The organism is Trichormus sp. NMC-1, from assembly GCF_001858025.1.
Taxonomy (GTDB): Bacteria; Cyanobacteriota; Cyanobacteriia; order Cyanobacteriales; family Nostocaceae; genus Anabaena.
This window is the reverse complement of the sequence record NZ_LZQD01000010.1, coordinates 116,920-142,952: the sequence shown is the minus strand read 5'-3', so window position 1 is coordinate 142,952 and position 26,033 is coordinate 116,920. Positions and strand designations below refer to the sequence as shown.

At 39.0% G+C, this 26,033-nt stretch carries 23 protein-coding genes; 6 read left to right on the top strand and 17 right to left on the bottom strand.

Annotation, left to right across the window (positions count from 1 at the left end; all coding sequences use genetic code 11):
* Nucleotides 1-271: 271 nt before the first annotated feature.
* From A9Y75_RS23520 to A9Y75_RS23470, 11 genes are all read right to left on the bottom strand, one after another.
* Complete coding sequence (locus A9Y75_RS23520) at nucleotides 272-1,387, bottom strand: LptF/LptG family permease (protein WP_071191956.1); 1,116 nt, start codon at nucleotides 1,385-1,387, stop codon at nucleotides 272-274.
* A 394-nt stretch (nucleotides 1,388-1,781) separates the two neighbouring features.
* Complete coding sequence (gene lptB / locus A9Y75_RS23515) at nucleotides 1,782-2,510, bottom strand: LPS export ABC transporter ATP-binding protein (protein WP_071191955.1); 729 nt, start codon at nucleotides 2,508-2,510, stop codon at nucleotides 1,782-1,784.
* Nucleotides 2,511-2,538: 28 nt separating this feature from the next.
* Nucleotides 2,539-3,036, bottom strand: coding sequence for an LptA/OstA family protein (locus A9Y75_RS23510; protein ID WP_071191954.1), 498 nt, complete (start codon nucleotides 3,034-3,036; stop codon nucleotides 2,539-2,541).
* Nucleotides 3,037-3,237: 201 nt separating this feature from the next.
* Entirely contained in the window at nucleotides 3,238-3,627 is a 390-nt protein-coding gene (locus A9Y75_RS23505; RefSeq protein WP_071191953.1) for a DUF309 domain-containing protein, read from the bottom strand.
* Nucleotides 3,624-3,989, bottom strand: a complete 366-nt coding sequence (locus A9Y75_RS23500; RefSeq protein WP_071191952.1) for a ferredoxin thioredoxin reductase catalytic beta subunit — start codon at nucleotides 3,987-3,989, stop codon at nucleotides 3,624-3,626. The genes A9Y75_RS23505 and A9Y75_RS23500 overlap by 4 nt, the downstream gene beginning before the upstream one ends.
* Nucleotides 3,990-4,096: 107 nt before the next feature.
* Nucleotides 4,097-5,251: a DUF58 domain-containing protein gene (locus A9Y75_RS23495; RefSeq protein ID WP_071191951.1), complete on the bottom strand. Its 1,155-nt coding sequence runs from the start codon at nucleotides 5,249-5,251 to the stop codon at nucleotides 4,097-4,099.
* 46 nt (nucleotides 5,252-5,297) lie between these two features.
* Nucleotides 5,298-6,332, bottom strand: coding sequence for an endonuclease NucS domain-containing protein (locus A9Y75_RS23490; protein WP_071191950.1), 1,035 nt, complete (start codon nucleotides 6,330-6,332; stop codon nucleotides 5,298-5,300).
* Nucleotides 6,333-6,529: 197 nt separating this feature from the next.
* The gene (locus A9Y75_RS23485; protein WP_071191949.1) at nucleotides 6,530-7,165 is read right to left on the bottom strand and encodes a Uma2 family endonuclease; all 636 of its coding nucleotides are present in this window, start codon (nucleotides 7,163-7,165) and stop codon (nucleotides 6,530-6,532) included.
* 334 nt (nucleotides 7,166-7,499) lie between these two features.
* A complete protein-coding gene (typA, locus tag A9Y75_RS23480; RefSeq protein ID WP_071191948.1) occupies nucleotides 7,500-9,290 on the bottom strand; it encodes a translational GTPase TypA in 1,791 nt (596 codons plus the stop codon).
* 169 nt (nucleotides 9,291-9,459) lie between these two features.
* Nucleotides 9,460-9,924, bottom strand: coding sequence for a type II toxin-antitoxin system VapC family toxin (locus A9Y75_RS23475; RefSeq protein WP_071191947.1), 465 nt, complete (start codon nucleotides 9,922-9,924; stop codon nucleotides 9,460-9,462).
* Nucleotides 9,925-10,185, bottom strand: coding sequence for a hypothetical protein (locus tag A9Y75_RS23470; RefSeq protein ID WP_071191946.1), 261 nt, complete (start codon nucleotides 10,183-10,185; stop codon nucleotides 9,925-9,927). It abuts the gene before it with no gap.
* An 80-nt stretch (nucleotides 10,186-10,265) separates the two neighbouring features.
* Between A9Y75_RS23470 and A9Y75_RS29920 the strand changes: the two genes are divergently transcribed.
* Together A9Y75_RS29920 and A9Y75_RS23460 are read left to right on the top strand one after the other, a co-directional pair.
* Nucleotides 10,266-11,597, top strand: a complete 1,332-nt coding sequence (locus A9Y75_RS29920; protein ID WP_236721505.1) for a serine/threonine-protein kinase — start codon at nucleotides 10,266-10,268, stop codon at nucleotides 11,595-11,597.
* A 269-nt stretch (nucleotides 11,598-11,866) separates the two neighbouring features.
* Complete coding sequence (locus A9Y75_RS23460) at nucleotides 11,867-12,445, top strand: HD domain-containing protein (RefSeq protein WP_071191945.1); 579 nt, start codon at nucleotides 11,867-11,869, stop codon at nucleotides 12,443-12,445.
* A gap of 56 nt (nucleotides 12,446-12,501) precedes the next feature.
* Here the strand turns inward: A9Y75_RS23460 and A9Y75_RS23455 are convergent, their stop codons facing one another.
* Both A9Y75_RS23455 and A9Y75_RS23450 read right to left on the bottom strand, forming a co-directional pair.
* A complete protein-coding gene (locus tag A9Y75_RS23455; protein ID WP_071191944.1) occupies nucleotides 12,502-13,518 on the bottom strand; it encodes a ribose-phosphate pyrophosphokinase in 1,017 nt (338 codons plus the stop codon).
* 560 nt (nucleotides 13,519-14,078) lie between these two features.
* Nucleotides 14,079-15,245: an RNA-guided endonuclease TnpB family protein gene (locus A9Y75_RS23450; protein ID WP_071191943.1), complete on the bottom strand. Its 1,167-nt coding sequence runs from the start codon at nucleotides 15,243-15,245 to the stop codon at nucleotides 14,079-14,081.
* A gap of 264 nt (nucleotides 15,246-15,509) precedes the next feature.
* On the opposite strand from A9Y75_RS23450, the gene A9Y75_RS23445 reads away from it, so the two are divergent.
* The 4 genes from A9Y75_RS23445 to A9Y75_RS23435 all read left to right on the top strand — a co-directional run bounded on the left by A9Y75_RS23445 (nucleotide 15,510) and on the right by A9Y75_RS23435 (nucleotide 19,802).
* Nucleotides 15,510-17,132 (top strand): serine/threonine-protein kinase, encoded by a 1,623-nt coding sequence (locus A9Y75_RS23445; protein WP_071191942.1) that lies wholly within the window; start codon nucleotides 15,510-15,512, stop codon nucleotides 17,130-17,132.
* A gap of 394 nt (nucleotides 17,133-17,526) precedes the next feature.
* Nucleotides 17,527-18,207: a dethiobiotin synthase gene (gene bioD, locus A9Y75_RS23440; protein ID WP_071191941.1), complete on the top strand. Its 681-nt coding sequence runs from the start codon at nucleotides 17,527-17,529 to the stop codon at nucleotides 18,205-18,207.
* Between the two features lie 176 nt (nucleotides 18,208-18,383).
* Entirely contained in the window at nucleotides 18,384-18,509 is a 126-nt protein-coding gene (locus A9Y75_RS30310; protein ID WP_269086333.1) for a hypothetical protein, read from the top strand.
* 75 nt (nucleotides 18,510-18,584) lie between these two features.
* A complete protein-coding gene (locus tag A9Y75_RS23435; protein WP_071191940.1) occupies nucleotides 18,585-19,802 on the top strand; it encodes a M20 family metallopeptidase in 1,218 nt (405 codons plus the stop codon).
* A 1,307-nt stretch (nucleotides 19,803-21,109) separates the two neighbouring features.
* Here the strand turns inward: A9Y75_RS23435 and A9Y75_RS23425 are convergent.
* The 4 genes from A9Y75_RS23425 to A9Y75_RS23415 all read right to left on the bottom strand — a co-directional run bounded on the left by A9Y75_RS23425 (nucleotide 21,110) and on the right by A9Y75_RS23415 (nucleotide 25,909).
* Nucleotides 21,110-22,006, bottom strand: a complete 897-nt coding sequence (locus tag A9Y75_RS23425) for a M48 family metallopeptidase (RefSeq protein ID WP_071191938.1) — start codon at nucleotides 22,004-22,006, stop codon at nucleotides 21,110-21,112.
* A gap of 69 nt (nucleotides 22,007-22,075) precedes the next feature.
* Complete coding sequence (locus tag A9Y75_RS30305; protein WP_269086332.1) at nucleotides 22,076-22,210, bottom strand: hypothetical protein; 135 nt, start codon at nucleotides 22,208-22,210, stop codon at nucleotides 22,076-22,078.
* 337 nt (nucleotides 22,211-22,547) lie between these two features.
* Entirely contained in the window at nucleotides 22,548-25,202 is a 2,655-nt protein-coding gene (locus A9Y75_RS23420) for a type I secretion system permease/ATPase (RefSeq protein ID WP_071191937.1), read from the bottom strand.
* Nucleotides 25,151-25,909: a peptidylprolyl isomerase gene (locus A9Y75_RS23415; RefSeq protein ID WP_071191936.1), complete on the bottom strand. Its 759-nt coding sequence runs from the start codon at nucleotides 25,907-25,909 to the stop codon at nucleotides 25,151-25,153. The genes A9Y75_RS23420 and A9Y75_RS23415 overlap by 52 nt, the downstream gene beginning before the upstream one ends.
* Between the last annotated feature and the right edge of the window lie 124 nt (nucleotides 25,910-26,033).

The window sequence follows — 26,033 nt, the reverse complement described above, 5'->3', positions numbered from 1 at the left end:
ATAAATTGGTGATTGAATTAGATAACAAACTGATACAAGTTGATGCAACCTGAGACTAGCTCATGAAAAGCATAAATATATTAGACATAAAAGTGAAAATTAAATGTGCGTTTCCTAGAACCCTTGTAGAGACGTTCCATGGAACGTCTCTACTTTTCCACCAGATGTCTATTGAATATTGATATCAATGTAACCCCTAATTAGTTATTAGTCATTAGCGATACAGTTTTATGACTCAAAAATTTACTTTCACACCGTCAATAGGACTGATTTATCTTTGCGCGACTCGCGTCAATAGAAATAAACCTGTTCCCAAACCAAAAAAGTTAGGCAACCAAGCACCTATAAAGGGAGAAAGAATACCCGCCTGTGCTAAAGCGCCAGAAATTGATAATAGTAAGTAATAACTGAAAATAACTATGACACTAATCGCAAAACTAGTTCCTTTCCCAGTTCGTTGAGGTATGGTTCCCATTGCAGAGCCAACTAAACCAAAAATTATACATACAAAGGGAAAGGCAATTTTTTGTTGAATCCGTACTTCTAATTTTCTAATTTTTTGGGGATTCCCCGCTAGGCGTTCTACTTCTAGTTGTTCTAGGGCTTGAGAAATATTCATTTCCCCGTAATCTCGGCTATTTTCGGCTAGATTCAAAGGTGTACGCGGTAGTTGTAATTGTTGTTTTTGAAACCGCAAAATGTTGCGATAAGAACTGTCTGGGGCGACTAAATAAATAGTTCCATTGTAAAAATCCCAAACTTGTTTTGAGCCATTCCACTCGGCAGATTCTGAGACTAAAATTTGATTCACTCCTTCTCGAGAACGGTCAATAATTGTTAAACCTTTCATTTGCTTACCATCAAATTGGTCAGCATAAAACAAGCGTGAAAGTACCTTAGTTTTAGTACCATCTGCTTCTTTAACTTCCCGATATTCAGGATAGTAAATATTTTGTTGTTTAAATGAAGGTTGATCTGATTTCAGTGCTTGCTCTAGGGTACGAGTGGCTTCATAATTTGCCGCTGGTGCAATTTGCTCATTAAAAACATATGTTATGCCTGTGATTAAACTGCTTAATAATACAGCAGTTAGTACCATGCGATAGACACTTACCCCACACCCACGCAGGGCAATTAGTTCACTCTCACTAGAAAGACGACTATAGGTCATCAAAGTAGCAAGTAAGGTGGACATGGGAAAAGAATAAACCATGACATAAGGCAGTTTTAATAAAAAAACTTTCAGAGCAATAGTAACTGGTAGCCCTGATTCCACCACTTTTCGCAATAATTCAAATAAGCTATCAATTGCCAATACTACAGAAGTAAATGCGCCGACACCGAAGAGGAATAGAGGCAGCAACTGCATAGCCAAATAGCGATCCATGATGGAAAAAGGCAGCAGTGAACTGAGGCTGTAAAAAGATTTAATCTGTTTAGATATCATAAGTAACTTTAAAATTTAAATAGTGACAACTTTTGTGAATTAGAGATTTTTGAATATATTTATTAAAATATTTATATATAGTAATTTATATGTTGACAAAATATTAAATCTTTGAATTTGATGATTAAAAATCATATAAAAAACCTAATACCAATTTAATGTGAATTTGCACAGAATCATCCAATCGTCGATTAATTCATCTGTGTTTATCTGCGTACATCTGCGGTTAATTGTTCTGGAAATCTTATTCTATGCAGTTTAATTTTCAGAAAGCTATAAATGAGATTGGAAAAAATCTATTACCTATTCCTTGTTTCCCATTTTTTGAGTTGATTTAGTTGAAAAAGTTATCACCTAAATAATATTGCCGCACAAGTGGGTTATTGTAAAGTTCATCGGCAGTACCGAAAGCCAGTATTTGTCCTTCCCGCATAATGTAACCACGATCAGTGATAGCCAAGGTTTCGCGGACATTATGATCTGTGATAAGAATGCCCATACCGCGATCGCGTAATTGTCCCACAATTTCCTGAATTTCCGCAACTGCAATCGGATCAACTCCCGCAAATGGCTCATCCAAAAAGAGAAATTTTGGACCTTCTCTCCCTGCGGCTAAAGCCCTGGCTAACTCAGTTCTTCGTCGTTCACCCCCAGAAAGTTGAATACCTTTACTATTGGCCACTTTTTCTAAGCGAAACTCCCCTAATAAATTATGCAACCGCTTCGACCACTCCCATCGTGGCACATTCGTTTGCTCAAATACCAGGAGAATATTATCCCGAACTGAGAGTTGGCGAAAAACACTGGCTTCTTGTGCCAGATAGCCAATGCCCAATCTGGCCCGTTTGTGCATTGGCATTCCTGTAATATCCCAACTATCTAACCAAACTCTTCCTTGATTGGGTTTTTCTAAGCCTGTGGCGATATAAAATGTTGTTGTTTTACCGGCACCGTTTGGTCCGAGTAAACCAACAACTTCACCTTGAGCAACAGAAAGGTTAACACGATTGACGATGACGCGCTTGCCGTAAGATTTGTGAATATTCTCTAAAACAATTTTCACTATTAACGTCTTGCTGAGGTGGTAGATATTAATTAGAACGTTTGAGGGCTGGTGTTTTTGGGGCAGGTTTGGCAGTTTGTCCGTTCACATTAGTGTCATCCACCATGTAGACAGATTCTACCTGACGGTTGGACTGGGGTAAGGCGATAAATCGGCCTTCGTCAATCAAATAAGTTACTTTCTCAGCCCGAATACTATTGTTTCCTTGTTGCAAAATATAAACGTTGCCACTGAAATCAATTCGCCGTTCTTTACTAAAGTATTGTGCTTGGGCGGATGTTGCTTGCAACTGACGAGCGGGATACAACATCTGCACATTACCACGAGCGGTGATTACTTGGGCTTTAGCGTCATATTCTTGCACATCAGAGCGAATGGTGAGTGGGCGATTTCCCCCTGCTGATTGAGCGGTAGCGGTTTGCACTTGGCTAGGGAAGGCAATTGCTCCCAACAGTGAAACTGGTAGCATCAAGGCTAAACCAAAGCGCCGTATTTGTGAATTTGGCAATTTATAGGGAGGTATCATAGCAATTGGGGATAGAAATCTTGAGGTTATGTTCTTATTATCTCCAGCAGTTTATCCAAAAATAAAATCTACTATCAAGAATATTTGTAGATAAATATTTGCTGGATTTGCTGGCTACTGAAGACTATTGACGTTTTTCTCCCCAGAAGGTTGCATTCAGGAAAAACCCCAAAATTATCTTTGGTATTTCTTGATGCTAATTCAGTTATTTATAGAAATCGTGGGTAAAAGCAAGGCTATATTTTCACCCCCATCACTACTAAGTATTTTTTCGGGATCGGTTTGTTGCAGTACTTTCAACAATTCCACGCTCTGAGTGAATAATTTTTCCACATTGATGCCGTAGTCACTTTCTGGATAGCGTCGCAGACGATTGCTACCTTCTCCCAATAGAATCATTGCTCCTCGCAAGTTGCGATTACCCAGATGATAGAGTGCTACAGCGATTTGCAAAATACCCTGGTATAAACTTTTTTCTGGTTCGGTTGCTTCAATCCACAGGGCTTCTAAGGTGTCATGACAAGCGTAGAACTGCCCAGAGTTGAACTGTTCTACGCCTTGCCAAAACTCTTGGGGCAGGTTTTCACTCATCCCATGGTTTCTCGGACTTCTTTGATGGTTTCGAGAGATATTTCTTGTGTTTCACCAACAAAGTCGCTCTCAGGGGTGAGGAACAGCATACAGTGACATTCTTTGCGTTCTCGCATGGGTACACAAGGACAGTTCCAATAGGCAGCGCTGACTTCCGCTTCTTTGTCTTCATAGTGGCGGCAAGGACATAAAGGCGCACCGAGTTCGTCTTTATGTTTGGCTAGACCTTCAATCACAACTGCTGTAACGGAAGGTTCAGAACAGAAGTACGTTCCAGTCCTCTTGGCGTATTGCTCGGAAAAATGCCGCATTGCCTCTAGGCTTTTATCGCTGGATTTGTTGTTAACTTCTGATGGAATCATTGGCTCGGACGCTCATAATTTTAAATATTTCTTAGCATTGTACATCAGCCAGGTGCAGGGGCAGGAGCAGGAGGCAAGGGTAAATTTTACAAATTACGAATTACGAATTATTGTAATGGTTTTTGCAACTGAAGTTGCAGTTCTTGTCCACGCTCTAAGATGATGCCGGGATAATCTCGATTGACTAAGATTTGTTGTGAGGATGAATTTATATTCTCCCATAAAATCCAACGACTGCCCACAGCCAACTGAGATAGGGTTTTGGGGTTTTGGGTGAGCCAAATTAAGGGGTAGTTATCTGGTGGTGTATTTGTTTCTTCTAGGGGGTTGGTTGCTGCTAAGGTTTCGAGAACGGGAATATCACCTTTGATTAAACCTGTGGCTGCTGTCCAAAGTTCTACTTGTAATTTTTGGCGGTGGGCATAAAAATATAATGAGGCGGCAGCGATGACTGCTTGTTCAAATTGTTCTTCTTCCCAATTTTCAGCACTATCAAGGGCAATAATGATTTCTTGTCCGGCTGTAATTAATTCTAATTCCCTGACTCTTAATTCTCCGTAACGAGCGCTGGTACGCCAATGGATGAGACGGGTGGGATCTCCAATGCGGTAAGGACGGAGCGATCGCACTAATCCTGTTGACGCTAATTGTAATGGTACTCCACGAGGATCGCTTTTTTGACTTTCATCTTGACCAATTTCATCTATTAGGGGGCAGTTGGTCAGGGGTAAAACGGTGGGATAGACAATAGCTCTGGCTTGACATTTGCGCTGCCGACGACACCAAAATAAGCCCCAAGGCGCACCTGTTCCCAATTCTATTGTTTCCCAACGGTATAAGCCTCGGCGTTGGGTAGGGTGATAATACGTCCAACGGTAGCTTGATTTTGCGCTAATGGTGTCAATTGGTTGTTTGACTGGTTTTCCGAAAATGAAGGGCAGTATATCGGCAACCTGCAATAAGGTGACAGGTGTTTGGGTGGGATTATGGACTTCTATTTCAACGGTGATTTCGTCGCCAACAGTGACTGGTGGGATGGGAGAGCGTTTGATGATGAGATGTTTGAGCGATCGCGGTGCTAAAAAAGCGGATACACCCACAAGGGCAAGACAAACTCCACTAATTACATATAACCAGCCCGCCATCGTGTTGATAGCAGCGCCTAAATAACAAATAGCAACGCCTATTAATACCCAACCGCCGTAGGTAGGAGATGAGGCGTGGATTTCTAGCCAATTGGTGATGTTTTTGGTGATTTTCATAGTTTCTTTTTTAACTCAACAATGGCGGAAATGTACAGTGTTTTGGCTATAACCTTTTTAACCAATTGTCCAACGCAATATCCACTAATAAATCTAGAGATTTAGTTTTACTGTTGATGATTTTTTCATAACTTTGATAGCAAAGACGTACTTTATCATCTACTGATTCCTCATTCATAAATGTTTGTATCAGGTCTATAAATGATGGATATTGATAATATGAACCACCTTGACTTTTAAAAGCTAGACGACAGTTAATCATTCCCTGAAATTCATGCCAATCTTCATTAACTAAGATACGCATTCTCATTGTTTTTTGTTTATTATAAGGTGCTGGATCTGGTAGTTTTAAAAATAAATGAGGTCTTCCATAGTAGACAGAACCAGGACTAGAAAAATTAAACTCTGCACATTTATTATTTTTCCCTTTCCCATATTCAATCACATTCCCATTCACATTTTCTTGCATTCGGTGATCAAAACTCAGAATTTTTTTACGAATTTTTAAAACAGCTTCTCTGTCTTTATCACTCGACTTTTCACATTTAGCTAGTCTATTAATTAATGCTCTGGGAGGTGGAGGTATATCTTCATTAGTATTTTTATTCTGATCAGGAATTTCGATTTTCAGCAATTTATGATTATCTAAATCTTTCAACTCTAAAAAATAGCTAATATCATCTGCTAAAATAGCAAATTCAAAAAATCTAATAGATAGATGATTATAAGTTCTATCTGTAAAATTATCCCGATGAAAATTAGGTGTAATTGCTATCAGTTCTATTGGTTTCTGATAGTCAACCTTATCTGCAAAAGGTTTTTCTTCCTGTAGGGCGTGATAATATCGAGTTAGCTGCTGAACAATATATCTATCTTCAACATTTTTCAATTCCAGCACTACTAACTGCTGATTTTTACCCAAAGCTAAAATATCACAATATTGTCCATTCACAAAATATTGACGCTTCAGGGGAGTCAGTCCTAAAAGTTGCTTTAAATTAGCCCAAACAAAATCTTCTAAATCTGCTTCAGTTGAAAATTCCCAACCTCTACCTGTTTGTTTTAAATTTACCAAATCCATTGTTTAAATCTGACTGTAGTAACTTCCTACTTTAAGTATTCCCAAAGTCAGATACTGATTTATCATCATCGTCTATTTATTTATAAAAATTTCTCTTTTCTCTCTTTGCGTCTGGAGCGCCTAACGTACTTCGTACTTCGCTTCGCTAATGCGTGAAATAATTGATATTATGTTATTTTGATATAAAACTACCTAACTTACTGCTGTCTTACCCAATTCCTAAAACTCTTAATAGTCGCATTTCTACCTGCGGTTTTACTTTGCTCAAGATATTGAGGAATTACTTCAATCAAAGGTAAATTGGGAAAATTTAAACTTGACTGAGACTCTATATAATTACCATTTTCTAAAATATTAATTTGCAGTTTCCCGTTCTCAAAACGCCACAATTCTGGTACATTTAAAGCTTGATAAATATTTGGATGAGTGCGGGAAGTAATATCAATTTCTAAAGCTAAATCTGGAGGAGGATCAATTGTTAAATCTAACCGCTTTTTTCCACGAATTAAAGCCTCATTTTTAATATAAAAACATTGATCAGGTTCTATCCCTTTCTCCATGAATTGATTTTTAAAAGTAGTAGAACCAAGACTGACAAATTCAATATCTAATTCTTCCAACAATGCCTTAATTAAATCACCGATAATTTCTTTATCAAATTCATGTTCTGGTAAAGGAGCCATAATTTCTAATATTCCCCTGTCATAAGCAATTCGCGCAGCACGATGTTCTCCCAACTCCTCAAGAATTGCTTCTAACTCTATCCAAGTGACATCTTCCAATAAAACTCTTTGTCCAGGGGGTACATGAATGCGCTTTAATTCCAACAACATCATTTCCACTCCTTGGAAAATATCAAATATTCTTAAACTAGTATAAATCTCTCTTTCTTCTCTTTGCGTCTTTGCGTGAGAAAAAAATTTTAAAACCCAAATATCAATGCCTTGGGATTTTAACTAAATTTACCAAAAAGTCAGAACAATGTCAATATCAATCGCTGAAAAAACCAAACTTCGTTAAATAATTGAGAATAGTATCAATAATATTGAGAATAGGGGGTAGTTTATTGCGAAAATATTTTTTTCAGGAATTTCGGAAAACCAGAGATAAGTTAATTTAATAGAACGCAGATGAAAATAAGGGTGGGAAAAACCCACCCTTGATAGATTACCGTTTTACCAATTTCTTAGACATCTTCCGCAGACGAATAGATTCAGGTGTAACTTCCACCAATTCATCTTGAGCAATGTATTCCAAAGCCCGTTCCAAATTCATGTCTATCGGTGTTTGTAACTGAGTAAGTTCTTCACCACCAGACGATCTATGGTTGGTTAACTGCTTGGTTTTACAAACGTTCAATTCCAAATCTTGAGGACGATTATGTTCACCAATAATCATACCCTTGTAAACCTTAGTTCCTTCACTGATAAAGAATGCGCCTCTATCTTCACAGTTTTTCATCGCGTAGGAAGTAGAAACACCTTCTTCAAAGGAGATGAGAACGCCTTTGTTGCGAGCTTCAATATCACCGCAAAGGGGACGATAATCAAGGAAACTGTGGTTCATGATGCCTTCACCGCGAGTCATTCGCATGAATTCACCACGGAAACCGATCAAACCACGGGCTGCGACGATAAACTCTAGTTGAGTGCGATCGCCATTACCAGGCTGCATATCTTGCATTTCTGCTTTCCGTTGTCCTAAGCGTTCAATACAGCTACCAACTGCATCAGCAGGAACGTCTAACGCTAGAAGTTCATAAGGTTCGCAAGGTTGACCGTTAACTGTGCGGTAAATTACTTGAGGTTGAGATACTTGGAACTCGAAACCTTCACGACGCATGGTTTCGATTAAAATACCTAAGTGTAATTCACCCCGACCAGAAACCAGGAATTTATCGGGAGAGTCAGTGTCTTCAACACGCAAAGCTACGTTGGTTTCTAATTCGCGGTATAAGCGATCGCGGATTTGTCGAGATGTCACCAACTTACCTTCTTGACCTGCAAAAGGTGAATCATTCACCCAGAAGGTCATTTGTAAAGTTGGTTCATCGACCTTAATTAAAGGTAAAGCTTGGGGTTCATTAGGATCTGTAATAGTTTCACCAATGTAAGCATCAGCGAAACCAGCTACAGCCACAATATAACCTGCGGTAGCTTCTTCCATATCTACCCGCTTCAAGCCTTCAAATCCCATCAACTTGGTAATTTTACCCTTCACAATACTGCCATCTTCCACTACCAAAGCAGCTTGTTGTCCGGTACGGATAGTCCCATTGTGGATTTTACCAATGATAATCCGTCCTAAATATTCAGAATAATCTAGGGTAGTAACTTGCAATTGCAGCGGTTTGTTGGGATCTCCCACTGGTGCGGGGACATGGCGGAGAATGGCATCAAATAGGGGCTGCATATCTACCCCTTCTGCTTCCAAAGTTTCCTTAGCGAAACCAGCCATACCCGAAGCAAACAGATACTTAAAGTCGCACTGGTCTTCATCTGCTCCTAATTCCAAGAACAGATCCAAGACTTTATCAACAGCAACGTGAGGGTCAGCTTGTCCACGGTCGATTTTGTTAATAACGACGATAGGACGCAGACCTTTTTCCAACGCTTTTTTAAGTACAAAGCGGGTTTGGGGCATAGGGCCTTCGTTCGCATCGACAATGAGCAGACAACCGTCAACCATGCCGAGTACCCGTTCTACTTCACCGCCGAAGTCAGCGTGTCCAGGGGTATCAACAATATTGATTAGGGTTTCTTTGTAGCGAACCGCTGTATTTTTAGAAAGAATCGTAATCCCTCGTTCCCTCTCCAAAGCGTTGGAGTCCATGACACAATCCGGAACGTCTTCGCCTTCGCGGAAAATGCCGGACTGTTTGAGGAGAGCATCAACCAAGGTGGTTTTGCCGTGGTCAACGTGAGCGATAATGGCGACGTTACGAATTGGGAGCGTCATAGAGGCTTGGGGTGAACTTTAGGGTTTTTAGATTAAGAAGCTAAATGTTTGGCTGCTGTAACAGAATCGGGGATGATTTGCCAATTCTGTAACGAACCTTTAATAATTCTAGCGCAATTGTCACAATTATTGTTGTTTTGACAATAACTGGCAAGAGGGTTGTTTGGGTTTAGGGGTGGTCATTGGGGTTATCAACGACTAAACCTTCGTTAACTGCTGCATTATTCAATTCTTGATCAGCAGATATAAAAGTTAATGGATGCAAACTATTTGCTATGCAAAGATTGTTAATAGCTTTAGCACCAGCTAATTGAACTGCGTCATAGCCGCGTAAACCATGTTTTTCTGCTAATGCCATAGCGGAATTAATGATGATGTCTGTAATTTCAATCACTTGATATTCAGATTGGATATCATTTCTCAACTGATGATATACAGTTGTCGCATCTGTATAACTGACACTTCCACCACGAAATCGTCTACTGATAGCCGCAGTAATTTCTACAGCAGTAATGGCTGCAATAAACACAGTACTTTTTAGAGTAGGATTGCATAAACTCATCACCCAAGCTGAACCTATTTCCGCAACATAGCGTTTAACTAAGGCGCTACTATCAAAGAAATAAACAGTCATTTAGCAGCGTTCCTCAATGATAGTTTGAGAAACAGGTTTACCCTGTACCTGAATGAGAGTTCTTTCCTGTTGTTGAGGAGTGGGTTGTTTAATCTCTTTCACCAAACCAGAATTTAAAAGTGCTTGATGAAATTTTGTAGTTTGATAAGCTTGTGCTTTATCAGTCAGATATATTTGAATAATCTGATTAAGCTGCTGTAGTTCATCCTGTTCTAAACTATCAAGCTGATTGAGAATTTCGTTAAGAATAGTTTGTGGCATAGGTTTTTAGTTTGTCATATCAGGATTTTCTATTATTTTAAACCGATAACAACCTGTAATTAACACTTACACCTAAAATTGTGCCAAAATTAACTTATAAATCTATAAATTTACAGGTTATGGCTTGGGTATCAGGACAGCAATTACAAGATGGTAAATACACCATTGAAAAAGAATTAGGTGAAGGTGGTTTTGGGATCACTTATCTTGCTAGAGATAATCATGGAAATTTAGTTGTTATCAAAACCTTGAATAATACAGTTCAAAAGCGTTCTGATTTTGCTAAATTTCAACAAGACTTTCTCAACGAAGCGATTAAATTAGCTAAATGTAGTCATCCCCATATTGTCCAAATTCATGAAGTCATCAATGAAAATGATCTTTGGTGTATGGTGATGGAATATATTGATGGTGAAGATTTAGGAAGTTTAGTAGAAAATCACGGTATTTTATCTGAAGATATAGCATTAAAATACATTCAACAAATAGGAGAAGCGTTAACTGTAGTTCATAATAATGGCTTGTTACATCGAGATATTAAACCGCAAAATATCATGTTGCGTTATGGTAAATCAGAAGCTGTGTTAATTGATTTTGGCATTGCGAGAGAATTTAAACCAAACTTAACTGGAACACATACACAAATGTTAGCTCCTGGTTTTGCACCCATTGAACAATATGATGCAAGAGCAAAACGGGGAGCATTTACAGATGTTTATGCTTTAGCTGCAACTTTGTATTCTTTGTTAACTGGAGAATTACCAACTATAGCACCAATGAGAGCAATTGTTACAGAATTGGAAGAAGTAAAAAAGATAAATTCTAGTATTAGCGATCGCGTGAATCATGCAATAATTAAAGGAATGGAAATAAAGCCGGAAAATCGTCCTCAGTCAATAAATGAGTGGTTATCTCTTTTAAATATCGAAAAAATTAGCAATATTGCTATTATACCAGCCACACCAATTATAGAAGATCAGATTATACGTGAATTTAAAACTCATGTTGATTATAAAAGTTCTAAAGCAGGATTGCTAATTCATCATAAAGAAAGTAGCTCAGACCTAGCATTGCATTATCATATAACTATCTCTGATACCCATGCTTTTAACTTTGGTGGAAATGGATTTGCTGTATTCCGAATTCCGACAGTATCATATAGCGTAGAATCAGTGACATTATTGCCTAAAAAAGAAGTCCTTGATAGATGTTTAATTGCTTATGAATTATTCAAAACTTGGGATTATGGTATTTTAGGTTGGAACTGTGAACATTTTGCTAGATTAGTCACAACTGGTGAAGCCATTAGTTATCAAGTAAAAGAGTCAATTTTAGCATTTTTCAATAACAATGGTTATCATCCATTAGCAAAAGAAATGATGGACAAAGCTTGTCGAAATGCAAAATACTAATTTTAGTTGAAAGCACTATAGCGTTTCTCGGTTGAGTGAGATACAATCACCCCACCCCCAACCCCCTCCCCGCAAGCGAGGAGGGGGCTATGATGTGCCTCATTCAAGTGCATACCGCCATAACATCTTTCTTTCTCTTCCTTCTCTTTCTCTTCCTTCTCTTTCTCTTCCTTCGCGTCCTTTGCTTCGCAACGCTACCGCGAACGCGCCTTCGCGGTTCATTTATTATTAACCTCAACACCAAACCAAAAGATTAAAATTAACCATCAATGCTATCAGAACGCTTTACCCAAGCCCTAACCTACGCACACGAACTCCACGCAAAACAAGTGAGAAAAGGTTCAGGAGTTCCCTATATTGCCCATTTACTAGGAGTAGCCAGCATAGCCTTAGAATATGGTGCAAACGAAGATGAAGCGATCGCAGCCTTATTACATGATGCCATAGAAGACCAAGGCGGAGCAGCCACCAGAGCAGAAATTAAACGTCGGTTTGGAGATAATGTCACAGCCATTGTTGATGGTTGTACAGACGCAGACACCACACCCAAACCCCCTTGGAAACAACGTAAAGAAACATACATTGCCCATATTTCCATCGCTTCCCCCTCAGTGTTGCTTGTTTCTACATCTGATAAACTTTATAATGCCCAATCAATTCTTAAAGACTATCGAGTTTTAGGTGAATCACTTTGGGAACGGTTTCAAGGTGGAAGACAAGGCACACTTTGGTATTATCGGGCGTTAGTAGATGCCTTTAAGCAGACCAAAACGACTTCCTTGGTAGAAGAATTAGAACGAGTAGTGACAGAGTTAGAAATTTTAGCAGCAATAAAAAATGAAGGATAAAAATTAGAAAATTTCATCCTTCATATTTACTCCTTAAAGAGGATGTTTTTTGTAGATTAGCGAAATAAACTACTTAATGAGCTATCTTCGTGAATTCGCCAGATGGCTTCTCCAAGCAGATTAGCAACTGAAAGCACTACAAGTTGGGGAAAACGATTGTTTTCTGGGATGGGAATGGTATTGGTGACTATCACTTCTTCAAACAACCCACTTGACAATCGCTCAATTGCAGGTGGGGAAAACACAGCATGGGTAGCACAGGCATATACCTGACTTGCACCTTCAGCCCGCAGCAACCTAGCCCCTTCGGCAATTGTCCCACCAGTATCAATCATGTCATCTACCAAAACGGCTGTTTTGCCTCTGACATCACCGATGACGTTCAAAACTTCAGCCACATTGTGAGCTTGACGACGTTTGTCAATAATTGCCAATGGTGCATCATTCAGCTTTTTGGCAAATGCCCTAGCCCGTGCTACACCACCCACATCAGGGGAAACAACTACAATGTCCTGTAGTCCTTTCCTCGCTAAATAATCTAGTAAAACGGGGGAACCGTAAACATGATCAAAAGGAATATCGAAATAGCCCTGAATTTGCGCTGCGTGCAAATCCATTGCCAGAATACGGTTAGCACCTGCTTCAGTGATTAAGTTAGCAACTAGCTTGGCAGTGATTGATTCTCGTCCGGCGGTTTTGCGGTCGGCACGAGCATAACCATAGTATGGAAGTACTGCTGTGATCTGTCTTGCGGAAGCCCGACGACAGGCATCAATCATAATCAGTAATTCCATCAAGTGGTCGTTAACCGGTTGACAGCTTGGCTGGACTAAATAGACATCACAACCGCGAATCGATTCTTGGATTTGAACATAAAGTTCGCCGTCCGCAAATCTTTTGCGAATCATTGGTCCCAATTCCATTCCCAGGTAACGAGAAACTTCTTGAGATAGTTGTAAATTGGCAGACCCAGAAAACAGACGCAGACGATGATTTTCAGTCATTCCTGTTGCGGCTGGTTCCATTTTTAAAGTTGCGGAAGTAAGCACAGCAGATCCTCGATGTGCATTCATGGCGATATTATCATCAGAAATTTAGCAGATTTAACCGACATAAGACTAAACAGAAGATATGTAAGTTTTGTTGAAGCTTTCATACAAAGAAAGCAATATTTCTCCATAGAATTACAATCATTAATTTTCTAGCTCTTCTGGGAAAAGCACCACTGAGGATTTTACTGATCTCCATTCTGGCCAATAGTTTCAGAGTTTCAAGTTTTTTTTGGGAGGAGGAAGACCGCCCCATCTTTGAAAATTTGGTATGGTAGATTACTTATTCTACCTGCTTCTTTTATAACTGAGAAAAAAAATTATTTACAGATTATTAAATGATATTTAAGTTTTCTCTCAGGCATGAGAACACCTGTGATTGAGAATCGACGTTACAATTTACCATCTTATGATACTAGCGCCAAATTGATAAAGTTTGAGAATTGGTGTTGATATATCGTGGACATAACCACAGATGTGGCCTTGGAGCGGGTAGAAGCAGAAGCCCTGGTTGAGGTTGCTGATATTTCTGGAGGCGCAGTAATCTAAATTAGATCGTCCGATACAAAAAAGCTTGCCTTTTGCTAACAAGAGCCAGCTTTTTCTTCCTGCTTCATCCTAGTAGTGTCGGCACTATCTAGTCTACAGGCTAACACGGTCAATCTAACCGCTTCTTGACTCAAATTACGAGCCGCGTTTAAATCTCTATCACACTCAAAACCGCAGTTCTGACACTGGAACACTCTTTGAGACAGTGACAGAGATGATTTCTTCTCACCACAACTAGAGCAAGTTTTACTACTGGGATAAAATCTATCCACAATTACTAACTTACTACCGTATAGCTGAGTCTTGTATTCTAATTGACGACGGAACTCATAAAAGCCCATATCCGCTATAGCTTTAGATAACTTACAATTAGCTAACATTCCAGATACATTTAAATCTTCTATTCCTATAACCGCGTGGTTTTTGCTGATATAGGTGGTGATTTTATGTAATGAATCTTTCCTGATGTTGGCTATTTTTTGGTGTAGTCTCGCTATTTTTATTTGGGCTTTTCTATGATTATTAGAACCGACTTGTTTATGACGGTTCAAATATTGCATTTTTCCTAGTAAGGATTCATACTTTTTATAACTTTTTGCTCCATTAAATACAACTCCAGTTGACAACACTGCTAGATGATTTATTCCTAAGTCAACTCCGACAAACTCTTGTTTTTTAGGAGTTTCATTGGTTTCTAGTTCTATTTTCCAGGAGATAAACCACTTATCAGCTTGTTTACTGATTGTGACTGATTTTGGTTTATATCCAAAAGGTAGAAGTTCATAAGTCTTTATCCATCCAATTACAGGTACTTTCACTTTTCTGTGGTCAATGTGAATTGCTCCATCTAAAGTAAAAGAATCATGTCTACCTTTTTTCTTGAATTTAGGAAACCCTTTAATTTTTTTGAAAAAAGATTTAAAGGCATCTGACAAATATCTTAATGCGTACTGAGGAGCGCATTTTGATACGTCATAATACCAGGAATGGCTAGATTTAACTGACGCTACTAACCATTTATGTAAGTCTATGGCTGTAGGAAATTTGATTTTCTCTTCGGGGTTTGTACGATTATGTATGAGTACCTGTTCACATAATGCTAATCCTTGATTCCAAGCGTGTCTGGCTACTCCTGCGTGTTGTGCCAGTAGTAGACGTTGTTGCTTGTTTACCTTGAGTTCGGTCTTGAATCCTAGTAGCATGAAGATATTTTACAAAAAAATTCCCATATATTCACAATAGTTGATGACTTTGGCAGGGATCATAAGTGAGTAATTGGTAGTAATTGTTAGCTTTTCAGCTACTGTTAATTAACCCTTATTTTTGACGCATCCTGACAGAAGAAGTTGATGAATGTTGATTATTGTCAGAGAATTGCAGACTCCTGAAGACAAAATTTCTCACGAATCAAATTAGGATTGCTATAGCTCAGTTGCTTTTAAATTCAATATATTCATATATCGATCATGCAAACACCCATTACAGTTGGTACTATCCTGCAAAATCGTTACCGGATAATTCACGTCCTGGGACAGGGGGGATTTGGTAGAACTTATCTTGCAGAAGACCAGAGGCGTTTTAACGAACTATGTGCAATTAAGGAATTGATGCTCACAGATACGGGAGTTCACGCAGGAAAGAAAGCCCAGGAACTGTTTCAGCGAGAAGCAGCAACTCTATATCAAATCGAGCATCCCCAAATACCGAAGTTTCGAGAAAAATTTGAACAAGACCAACGCTTTTTTTTGGTACAGGATTACGTTGCCGGGAAAACTTACCAAATGCTGTTAGCTGAACGCCAAGCTGTAGGTCAAACTTTCACAGAGGCAGAAGTGCTAGAGTTACTACACGCTCTGTTGCCAGTGTTAGAGCATCTTCACGGTTTGGGAATTATTCACCGAGATATTTCGCCAGATAATTTGATTTTACGGGATAGTGACAACAAACCTGTATTAATTGATTTTGGGGTAGTGAAAGAACTCGCAACCCGACTACACTCCCCAACTAAGACTCCAGCGACAACTGTAGGTAAATTAGGCTATGCTCCTAGTGAGCAAATGCAATCAGGACGAGCTTATCCTAATAGTGACTTGTATGCACTGGCAGTGACGGCGATAGTTTTACTGACTGGGAAAGAACCAGTAGATTTATTTGACGAAACACAACTAACTTGGAATTGGCAGCAGTGGGTACAAGTTCAGCCGGGATTTGCTGAGGTTTTGCAACGAATGTTGAGTTATATTCCAGGCGATCGCTATCAAAGTGCGGCGGAAGTAAAATCAGCATTGCAATCCCTAAATCAGCCCCATATCCCTCAGCCAAATGTATCCTATCTCCAGACTGTCGCTGTTGGTCGTCGTCCTGACCCGATTTTACCACCATCCAACAAACCTAAACCTGTAATTTCACTTAAGCAAACTAGTTCGATTTTAGATAGTCCATTGGCAATTGGGGCTATCGGTAGTGCTGTAGTTATTTTAGCGGGATTTGGTTCTTGGGCAGTGGTAAATTCCTTCCGCAATCAGTCTAAGACACCACCGGAACCAATCAAAACCCCTCAAGATTTTCCGTCCCCGGTGATTACGGGTGGTACGATTTTTGCACCTACACCCACACCTACTAGTAGTGAACCTGTTGTATTTAATAAACGTCTCCAATTAGACATATCTAATCCAGCTAAATTAGAAGGTTCTATCCAAGAAAATCAAATTATTAAGTATAGTTTTGTGGGTCAGGCTGGGCAAATATTAAATGTTAGCATCGAAGAAGAAAGTAGCATTGTGCTATCTGTATTAGCACCTAATGGTCAACTCATTAATAATCTATCTCAAGAAGTATTGCAGGATATGGGTACATATACTGTTCAATTAAATCTGGCTGAGGGAGTTACTTTCAGTGACTATAGTCTGATTGTGGCTTTAGAAAACGCAATTAATCCAACACCAACACCCACGGAAACTCCTACACCAACACCAACAGAAATTCCAACACCAACTCCCACGGAAACTCCAACACCAACTCCAACACCTACTGTTGATACAGAAGAAAATAATCAACTCCCGGAAACAACACCAACACCTGGATTTTAGGGTAAATTATGGATAGTCCCGGCATGAAATGAAGAAAAGACACGGGGATGCGGAAAGCATTTCTTTTTAGAAATTCCACCTGAAACCTGTGCAACTCAATGAGAGATGCAGTTGGGGTTTTATCCCCTCTCCCTGTCATCAGCTAATCCGTCTTTAAGTTGCATAATCCCTAGCCTCAGAAAGACGCGGAGACGCGGAGAAGGGGAGACACGGGGATGCAATTTGAATGATTATTAGCTTACCGTTTCACTTTAAAGATATAAATGGACAGACGCTCTGACGCGGAAGGAAATCCATTTGTAGCTTTAATGAAGTGAATTGATGTCAAAGCTTCTTTTTGAGAAAATTGCCACGGATAAATGTCAATTATAAACAGTAATTATTCGCAAAAAAATTGTTAAACACACTACTTATTACAGGAACTGATACTGAGGCTGGTAAAACTGTTTTGACAACAGCCTTAGCTGCTTATTTCCAGAAATATTACCCCCACCGCAGCTTGGGGATCATGAAACCGATTCAATCGGGGGTGGGAGACAGAGAACTATACCAAAGTCTTTTTAGACTAGAACAGTCTCCAGAAGAAATTACTCCTTTGTATTTTCAAGCACCTTTAGCCCCACCCATCGCTGCGGCTAAGGAAAATCGCTTTGTTGATTTAGGAATTGTTTGGAAGACTTTGCTAGATTTACAAAAGCGGCGGGATTTTGTTTTGGTTGAAGCTTTAGGTGGTTTAGGTTCACCAGTCACTGATGAATTGACAGTAGCTGATTTAGCGGGTGAATGGCGATTACCAACGCTGTTGGTTGTACCTGTGAGATTAGGAGCGATCGCACAAGCTGTGGCTAATGTAGCATTAGCTAGAGAAAAAAAGATTAATTTACAAGGCATTGTCCTTAATTGTACACAATCGAGAACTGAAGAAGAAATTGCTGACTTAACACCACCAGATTTAATTCGCTCATTTACATATATACCTGTTTTGGGTTGTTTACCCTATTTAGAGAATCCCACTGATTTGGATCAACTCGCTCAAATTGCATCTAATTTAGATTGGGAAACTTTGGGGTTGTAAGTAGCTTGGCGCAATTAAATATAAAACCTCTCTCCAAACCTCTCCCCTACAAGGGGAGAGGCTTTGTTGATTATTGTCAGAGAATTGCAGACTCCTGAAGACAAAATTTCTCACGAATCAAATTAGGATTGCTATAGCTCAGTTGCTTTTAAATTCAATATATTCATATATCGATCATGCAAACACCCATTACAGTTGGTACTATCCTGCAAAATCGTTACCGGATAATTCACGTCCTGGGACAGGGGGGATTTGGTAGAACTTATCTTGCAGAAGACCAGAGGCGTTTTAACGAACTATGATCTTATATTTTTTAACGCCCACCTACTTAGAAAGATATTTGCCAATTACTAATCACCCATTACCAATTACCAATTATGGTTTCTACTTTTCCTAATTCATCAACTGTAAATTTAACGAATGTGCGGTTAGAAATTCGCTCTTTACAACCGCAATTGGTAGAATGGCGACGACGCATACATCAAAAACCAGAGTTGGGTTTTCAAGAAAAAATCACGGCTGAATTTATTTCCCAAAAGCTGCAAAGTTGGGGAATAGAACATCAAACCGAGATTGCGGAAACTGGCATTGTTGCGATTATCAAAGGTGAAAAATTTGGGAATGGTAAAGTTTTAGCGATTCGTGCTGATATGGATGCTTTACCAATTCTAGAAGCGAATGAAGTTCCCTATTCTTCCCAGCATGATGGGGTGATGCACGCTTGCGGACATGATGGACATACTGCGATCGCTCTAGGAACAGCATACTACCTCCACCACCATCGTCAAGACTTCTCAGGAACTGTAAAAATCATCTTCCAACCGGCAGAAGAAGGACCGGGTGGTGCAAAACCGATGATAGAAGCTCTTGTACTCAAAAATCCTGATGTTGATGCCATTATCGGTTTACATCTATGGAATAATTTACCTTTGGGGACAGTGGGAGTCCGTGCAGGTGCATTAATGGCGGCTGTAGAATTATTTCGTTGCACCATTTTCGGCAAAGGTGGACATGGTGCAATACCTCAACAAACGATTGATTCTATTGTAGTAGCTGCCCAAATAGTCAACGCCTTGCAAGCGATTGTCTCTCGCAATGTTAACCCCATTGATTCAGCCGTAGTGACAATTGGGGAACTTCATGCAGGTACGGCTGTAAATGTGATTGCTGATACTGCCAGAATGGGTGGTACTGTCAGATATTTTAATCCTGATTTAGCAGACTTTTTTAAACAAAGAATTGAACAGATTATTGCGGGAATTTGCCAAAGTCATGGTGCAAGTTATGAGTTTGATTATATCCATCTTTATCCACCTGTAATTAATCATCCACAAATAGCAGAATTAGTCCGTTCTGTAGCCGAAGAAGTCATAGAAACTCCTCTTGGTATTGTTCCCGAATGTCAAACAATGGGTGGTGAAGATATGTCATTTTTTCTGCAAGAAGTTCCTGGTTGTTATTTCTTTTTAGGTTCTGCAAATGCCGAGAAAAAATTAAATTATCCTCATCATCATCCCCGGTTTGATTTTGATGAAACAGCTTTAGTCATGGGTGTGGAAATGTTTGTCAGATGTGTGGAAAGGTTTTTTAGTTAATTACAAAAAAAGGGAACAGGGAATAGGGAATAGGGAATAGGGAATAGGGAATAGGGAATAGGGAATAGGGAATAGGGAATAGGGAATAGGGAATAGGGAATAGGGAATAGGGAATAGGGAATAGGGAATAGGGAATAGGGAATAGGGAATAGGGAATAGGGAATAGGGAATAGGGAATAGGGAATAGGGAATAGGGAATAGGGAATAGGGAATAGGGAATAGGGAATAGGGAATAGGGAATAGGGAATAGGGAATAGGGAATAGGGAATAGGGAATAGGGAATAGGGAATAGGGAATAGGGAATAGGGAATAGGGAATAGGGAATAGGGAATAGGGAATAGATAAGAAACTTTAGTTCTGAGTTTAAAGCTCAGTCAAAAAAAGATGTTTTTTGAAGGAGATAAACGAAAAAAACAGTGCGGAGCCTGCGCCGCTCCGCCTCCGGTCATTATTTCAATCTCATGTTTCTAAACATGAGTTTTTTCTGTTAAGAGTTGCCCGTTAAGAGTTCCCTCTGAAAGCATATTTCATTTGAGCGAGATATACCGTGAACAAAGACTTTTTATCTGCCATTCGTGATTTATTAGGATAACAAAATTCAAAGCGAAAACTTCAATAAAAACTCTGCGTCACTTTGCGTTTACCTCAGCGAACCTCTGCGTTTAAAAGTAAAGTTGACAACCGTTTTTAGTATAACAAATTTTGAAATTGGCTTGTAGTTAGGGCTACCCTGCGGGAACGCTTCGCAAACAGCCCTAATTTGAGGTCTAAAGACCTCACTACAAACCTTTAATTATTTACGTCACTTTACCTAATCGAAGACGATATCACCCGCTACACGGAGTTAGCAGCTAACAGAAATATCTGCAATTTTCTGAGATAAATAATTTTGTAAGTCTTAATTATCAGCGCTTAAGCATTCCCAAGGTGTTATCTGCCACAAACACCACACAAAGGAAATTTATGCGCTATCGTTCCTATGGAAGACAAAGCAAATATTCTCTTGTCGCAGCTGTTAAATTTGTCAGCTTTACGTTTTTTTTTGGAACTTTAATCTGTGGTGGTTTCTATACAGGTTCTTTTATGATCTCGTATGTTACATCCAGCTTAAACACTATTCACCCTACCTCAATTCCTGGTATTAAAAACCCAGAAAAATGCGTTTCTGTGGGTAGAGTTTGGCGTGATGATAAATGTTGGGATTATCAACATAATCCTACATTTTAATCACTATATAAAAGTTCTATTTGATTTTCCCAAATCAAAAGTCTCATATATCCGACTTCTCTAAAAAGTCGGGTATATTCTTACCAGGAAGATAGAAAATTCCAACCCTCTTTTTGTGGATTATCTTCTTCGGGCGTTTTTGATTTTGAATCTTCCTGAATGAATTGATCATATTCACCAGAATCAACCCATTTTAATAATTCCCCAGTTCGCATCACTATCCAAGAAAGTTTATGTTCTGTATAGCTTAATATCTTTGTCACATTATCCAAGCTATCAAAGCTATGAGATCCAAATTCACGAGACTGAATGATAAAATCTTCAATGACATTATCCGTCAAGTATTCATTGGGTAAACCCGCAAGTTTCATCAATGCAGTTGTGGCTATATTAATATCTTGACACGCTAATAAACCAGCGCGATCAGCAGTTAACTTGGCCATCATCACCCAATTATATAAAGCTAGTTCGACTCCACTGGCAACTAAGCCACCAATTCCCAATGTAGTGCTACTCAATAAATTTTTTAAAATTGGCATCACAATTGCCATTTGATAATATATCATGTGTTGACTCTTAATGCGAGCAACTTCGTATCCTAAAACATAAAGTAATTCATCCCCATTTAACCATTCCATTGCCTCTAAATTAACGCCAATTAAGGGTTTTTCTACGCCAATAACGTAAGTTTGAATGTAACCTGTACCTCGAAAAAGATACAATTCAGGCAACGAAGAAAGATCAAGAATTTGGCAAGTTTCTACCAATGCTGCATATAAGGAGGGAAAATTACGATTTGTGACTCTGATTTCACTACCAAGGCTTTGTAATCTCAGTAAACGATCAATACTATATTCGTTAATTTTTTTGAGTAAGGGGGAAATTCCCGGCATTTTTTGTAAAGAAGCTAAAGCTTGCCGGTCAAAGGGGTGTTCGTAGGTTTGTGAATTAAGTCCAGTTAAAATTTTTCTGGTCAAGGGATATTGTCCTTATTGAGTTGTATGGGCGAGTACCAAACTCATTAAACTATCTAAAATGCGATCGCGCTACAATGGCATCATTTCTTTACCATATAGCATTTCCTGCACCATTACATAGGATACCAGTGAACCAAAAAAGATTTGCGCTGTTGCTTCTGGGTCATTAATCCCTAATTCTGGGTGAAACGCAAAATTCTGCAAAACCTAGAATTTTATAGTGGTGTTTACAGCGTCCCCCGCAAACTTAGACGCGAAAAGAAAGATTGATTGGGTAATTGCTACCTGCGGGTTAGAAAGTTTCTATTTTTGCCAATAGTTTACACCTTGTTAGAGGTATTTTACTTAAAGGAGTTGGTTTAGATGTACTGTGGTTGAATGTATTAGCATTACTCGATTTTGCTATGATTTTATTAACTATTAGTATTAACAAGTTTCGCAGTCAGTTAAGTTAAATGATTGAATATTGATTGAATATAGCAAATTTTAGATATCTGTAGGGGCGGGGTTTCCCCGCCCTCGAACTGGCGCTCGAACTGGCTTAAATATTCGCCTGCTGTCTTTGATAAAGTGACCAGTACAAACCCTTTTGTTTTAATAACTCCGCGTGTGTCCCCTGTTCCGCAATTACACCTTTTTCCATTACTAATATTAAATCAGCACGTTTCAAAGGTGCAAAACGGTGAGCAATTAAAAACACAGTGCGGTTAGCAGAAACTTTTTGCAGGTTTTGTAATACTTGCTGTTCGGTTTCACTATCTAAAGCGCTGGTAGCTTCATCTAAAATCAAAATCGGTGCAGCAGAAAGAAACAATCGCGCTAAAGCTATGCGTTGTCTTTGTCCACCAGATAAAGCAGTACCTCTTTCACCAACATTGTTTTCATAACCGTAAGGTAATTGGCTGATAAAATCATGTGCTACAGCTAATCTCGCAGCTTCTACAACTTGTTCAGCAGTAATATCTGGATTTCCTAAACTGATGTTTTCCAAGATAGAACCATTAAATAAAAAGTCTTCTTGGAGAACTACGCCGATTTGTTGTCGCAAAGATGCTAAGTCAGCACTTTTGATATCAAAACCATCAATAAGGATGCGTCCTGATTCAATTTGATAAAGGCGTTGCAAAATTTTGGAAAGGGTACTTTTTCCAGAACCGCTACGTCCGACAATTCCTACAAATTGTCCAGGTTCGATATTAAAAGAAATTCCTTTTAATACAGGTTCTGTGTTAGAATTGTAGCGAAAAAATACTTGCTCAAAACTAACTTCACCTTTAAGTGGTGGTAATACTAAACCTGTTCCCGCTTCGGTTTCTGGGGCGGCGTTGAGAATATCACCAATGCGGTCTACAGATAGTAGCACTTGCTGGAGATTTTGCCACAATTGGACTAGGCGTAAAAGTGGTCCCGTAACTCTCCCCGATAACATTTGAAAGGCGATTAATTGACCAACTGTAAGTTGATGATCAATTACTAATTTTGCCCCAAACCAAAGTATTAGCAATGTAGAAAAATTAGTGAGAAAGTCACCAATATTACTGCTAATATTAGAAGTTGTAGAAGCTTTAAAACTGGTGCGAATAAAGCGAGCAAATAAGCCTTCCCAACGTTCTCTAGCTACTGGTTCTGCGGCGTGGGCTTTAACTGAATGTATACCCGTAACTGTCTCTACCAAAAATGATTGACTGTCAGCACTGCGGTTGAAAGTTTCATTTAACCAATTCCGCAAAATCGGTGTAGCGACAATTGTCAAAGTCGCAAATAAAGGTAATACTGCTAACGCTACAAAGGTAAGGGGAATGTTGTAATAAAACATCAATCCCAAGTACACAACCGCAAAGATGCTATCGAGAATAACTGTTAAAGCTGTACCTGTGAGAAATTGGCGAATTTGTTCTAATTCCTGAACTCTAGCGATTGTATCTCCCACTCTCCTCGACTCAAAATAAGCCAAGGGTAAACGCATCAAATGGCGAAAAAGTTGAGCCGATAAACTCAAATCTAAACGCCGTGCTGTGTGGGTAAAGATGAATAGCCGCAGCATACCCAGGATAGATTCAAATATAGCAACCAACAAAAGTGCGATCGCCATCACATCAAGAGTTGCTAAACTTTCCTGTACCATCACTTTATCAATGATGACTTGGGTAATTAACGGTGTCGTTAACCCCAACAATTGCAAAGTAAAGGAAGCCAGCAATACTTCACCTAACAAAACTCGATATTTCCAAACTGCGGGAGTGAACCAAGAAAGGTTAAATTTTTCTTGTTTGGAAACCAGTTCTGCTTGCCATAATTTACCATCCCAGCAGGATTCTACTACTGATTGGGTTAAATATTCACATTCAAAATTGAGAGGATTGGCAATAATTAAACAATTACCTTTCATCCCATAAGCTACAACCCAACTACTGATAGATTCAGATTTCCACTCCAACAAAGCCGGAAATGATAACTGTCGTAATTCACCCCAACTTACCTGCACGCGGCGCAAAACTAACCCTACTTTTTCTGCTGCTTCAACCAGATTTTTGGGGCGTTGTCCTCGGAGTTGACGTTGCACCCATTCCAGTTGTACAGCATTATTTAAATGTTGCGCCACCATTGTTAAACAGGCCGCACCAGTATTCCCACTCGCTACAAAAGGATAGTTAGAAATTACAGGTGTGGGAGATTGGGAGGTGGGGAGATTGGGAGGTGGGGAGATTGGGAGGTGGGGAGGTGGAGAAAAAGTTTCTTTCTTTTCTTTATTTGCTGAACCCGCCCAAAATTCATCAATTTGAGAAGTGGAAAACTTTGCCCACAGTGCTGAACTCCAACACACAATTACCACTTCCTTACTAGCAGCTACAGCTTTACAATCAGCGAATATATTTTGACAATTACCAAACCAATCTCCTTTTTGTAAAGTTGCTACAGGTTGGCTGACATCTTCGGTGCGTAAGCGGACTTTACCAGTAACAATAAAAAACTGATAACCTCCTAATTCTTGTGACCAAATTTTCTCCCCAAGTTTGTATTCACGGATTTCTGACTGATTTTTTAATTGGGTTTTTTGTACATCTGTAAGCCAGGATAGTGGTGGTTGATTCCAGGGTAAAGAATCTACCACATTTGCTTGTAAAGAGTTATTATCCAGAATTTTTAGCTCACTTGTAATTTTACTGTCAGATTTTGAATTTTCGACCCTAGCCATTTATCAAATAACTCATTTTCAAGGGATTTTTTAAGTTGAGTATCTTCTAAAGATGCGGGCAGAAATTGTTCTACTCTAAACAAACTGAAACGCCCTTCAAGTTCGATCACTCCTGTCATTTGTCCAGGATTTGCAGCATCTATAGCCGCCCGCAAAACATCGGGTAAACTCCCCCGACTAATTGGTCCCATCATCCCGTTAAAAATTCGTTCATCTGCCAATGAATACTCTTTTGCTAATTGTTCAAAACTACTTCCTTCTTCAATTTGAGTTTGTAGTTCTTCAGCTAGTTCTCGGCTATCAACCATAATCCGAGAAAGTACCACACGATCTAAATAAATCTTGTGTTCAATAAAGTGTTCTGGGAGTTTTTCTTCTGCAACTAAAGCTTTCAGTTTTTCTAATTGGAAACTAAAAATCACTGATTCATGAAATGTGGTGTAGTCACTGCCATTATTTCTTAACCAGTCTTGAAAGTTTTGAGGATCAGTTAGTTGATTTTTCAGTCGAAAATCAATAATTGTTTGTTCAATTAATGCTGGACTGATATCAATATCTGTTCTGGTCTGTAGTTCTTGTTCGATGACGTATTGACGGATTACATCACTAATAAACTGATTCAGTTTACCAGAGACTTGTAAGTACTTGATTACTTGAGAAAGGTCAATCTGCTCGTCATTAACAGTAAAAAATGATGAAGATTTCATGAAATAAATATGAGGAAACCACTAAAAATCTATACAACTTTTCTATTGAATAATAGATAAAACCGTAGGAAATTACGGTTCATAATGATAAAGATTCTGTGAATTAAATAAGTAAAAAATAAAT

Excerpts from the sequence above, each read along its gene's own strand:
- A9Y75_RS23520 (WP_071191956.1), bottom strand. The coding sequence starts at position 1,387 with ATGGATCGCTATTTGGCTATGCAGTTGCTGCCTCTATTCCTCTTCGGT.
- A9Y75_RS23510 (WP_071191954.1), bottom strand. The coding sequence starts at position 3,036 with ATGATACCTCCCTATAAATTGCCAAATTCACAAATACGGCGCTTTGGT.
- A9Y75_RS23505 (WP_071191953.1), bottom strand. The coding sequence starts at position 3,627 with ATGAGTGAAAACCTGCCCCAAGAGTTTTGGCAAGGCGTAGAACAGTTC.
- A9Y75_RS23500 (WP_071191952.1), bottom strand. The coding sequence starts at position 3,989 with ATGATTCCATCAGAAGTTAACAACAAATCCAGCGATAAAAGCCTAGAG.
- A9Y75_RS23495 (WP_071191951.1), bottom strand. The coding sequence starts at position 5,251 with ATGAAAATCACCAAAAACATCACCAATTGGCTAGAAATCCACGCCTCA.
- A9Y75_RS23490 (WP_071191950.1), bottom strand. The coding sequence starts at position 6,332 with ATGGATTTGGTAAATTTAAAACAAACAGGTAGAGGTTGGGAATTTTCA.
- A9Y75_RS23485 (WP_071191949.1), bottom strand. The coding sequence starts at position 7,165 with ATGTTGTTGGAATTAAAGCGCATTCATGTACCCCCTGGACAAAGAGTT.
- typA (WP_071191948.1), bottom strand. The coding sequence starts at position 9,290 with ATGACGCTCCCAATTCGTAACGTCGCCATTATCGCTCACGTTGACCAC.
- A9Y75_RS23475 (WP_071191947.1), bottom strand. The coding sequence starts at position 9,924 with ATGACTGTTTATTTCTTTGATAGTAGCGCCTTAGTTAAACGCTATGTT.
- A9Y75_RS23470 (WP_071191946.1), bottom strand. The coding sequence starts at position 10,185 with ATGCCACAAACTATTCTTAACGAAATTCTCAATCAGCTTGATAGTTTA.
- A9Y75_RS23460 (WP_071191945.1), top strand. The coding sequence starts at position 11,867 with ATGCTATCAGAACGCTTTACCCAAGCCCTAACCTACGCACACGAACTC.
- A9Y75_RS23455 (WP_071191944.1), bottom strand. The coding sequence starts at position 13,518 with ATGAATGCACATCGAGGATCTGCTGTGCTTACTTCCGCAACTTTAAAA.
- A9Y75_RS23450 (WP_071191943.1), bottom strand. The coding sequence starts at position 15,245 with ATGCTACTAGGATTCAAGACCGAACTCAAGGTAAACAAGCAACAACGT.
- A9Y75_RS23445 (WP_071191942.1), top strand. The coding sequence starts at position 15,510 with ATGCAAACACCCATTACAGTTGGTACTATCCTGCAAAATCGTTACCGG.
- A9Y75_RS30310 (WP_269086333.1), top strand. The coding sequence starts at position 18,384 with ATGCAAACACCCATTACAGTTGGTACTATCCTGCAAAATCGTTACCGG.
- A9Y75_RS23435 (WP_071191940.1), top strand. The coding sequence starts at position 18,585 with ATGGTTTCTACTTTTCCTAATTCATCAACTGTAAATTTAACGAATGTG.
- A9Y75_RS23420 (WP_071191937.1), bottom strand. The coding sequence starts at position 25,202 with ATGGCTAGGGTCGAAAATTCAAAATCTGACAGTAAAATTACAAGTGAG.
- A9Y75_RS23415 (WP_071191936.1), bottom strand. The coding sequence starts at position 25,909 with ATGAAATCTTCATCATTTTTTACTGTTAATGACGAGCAGATTGACCTT.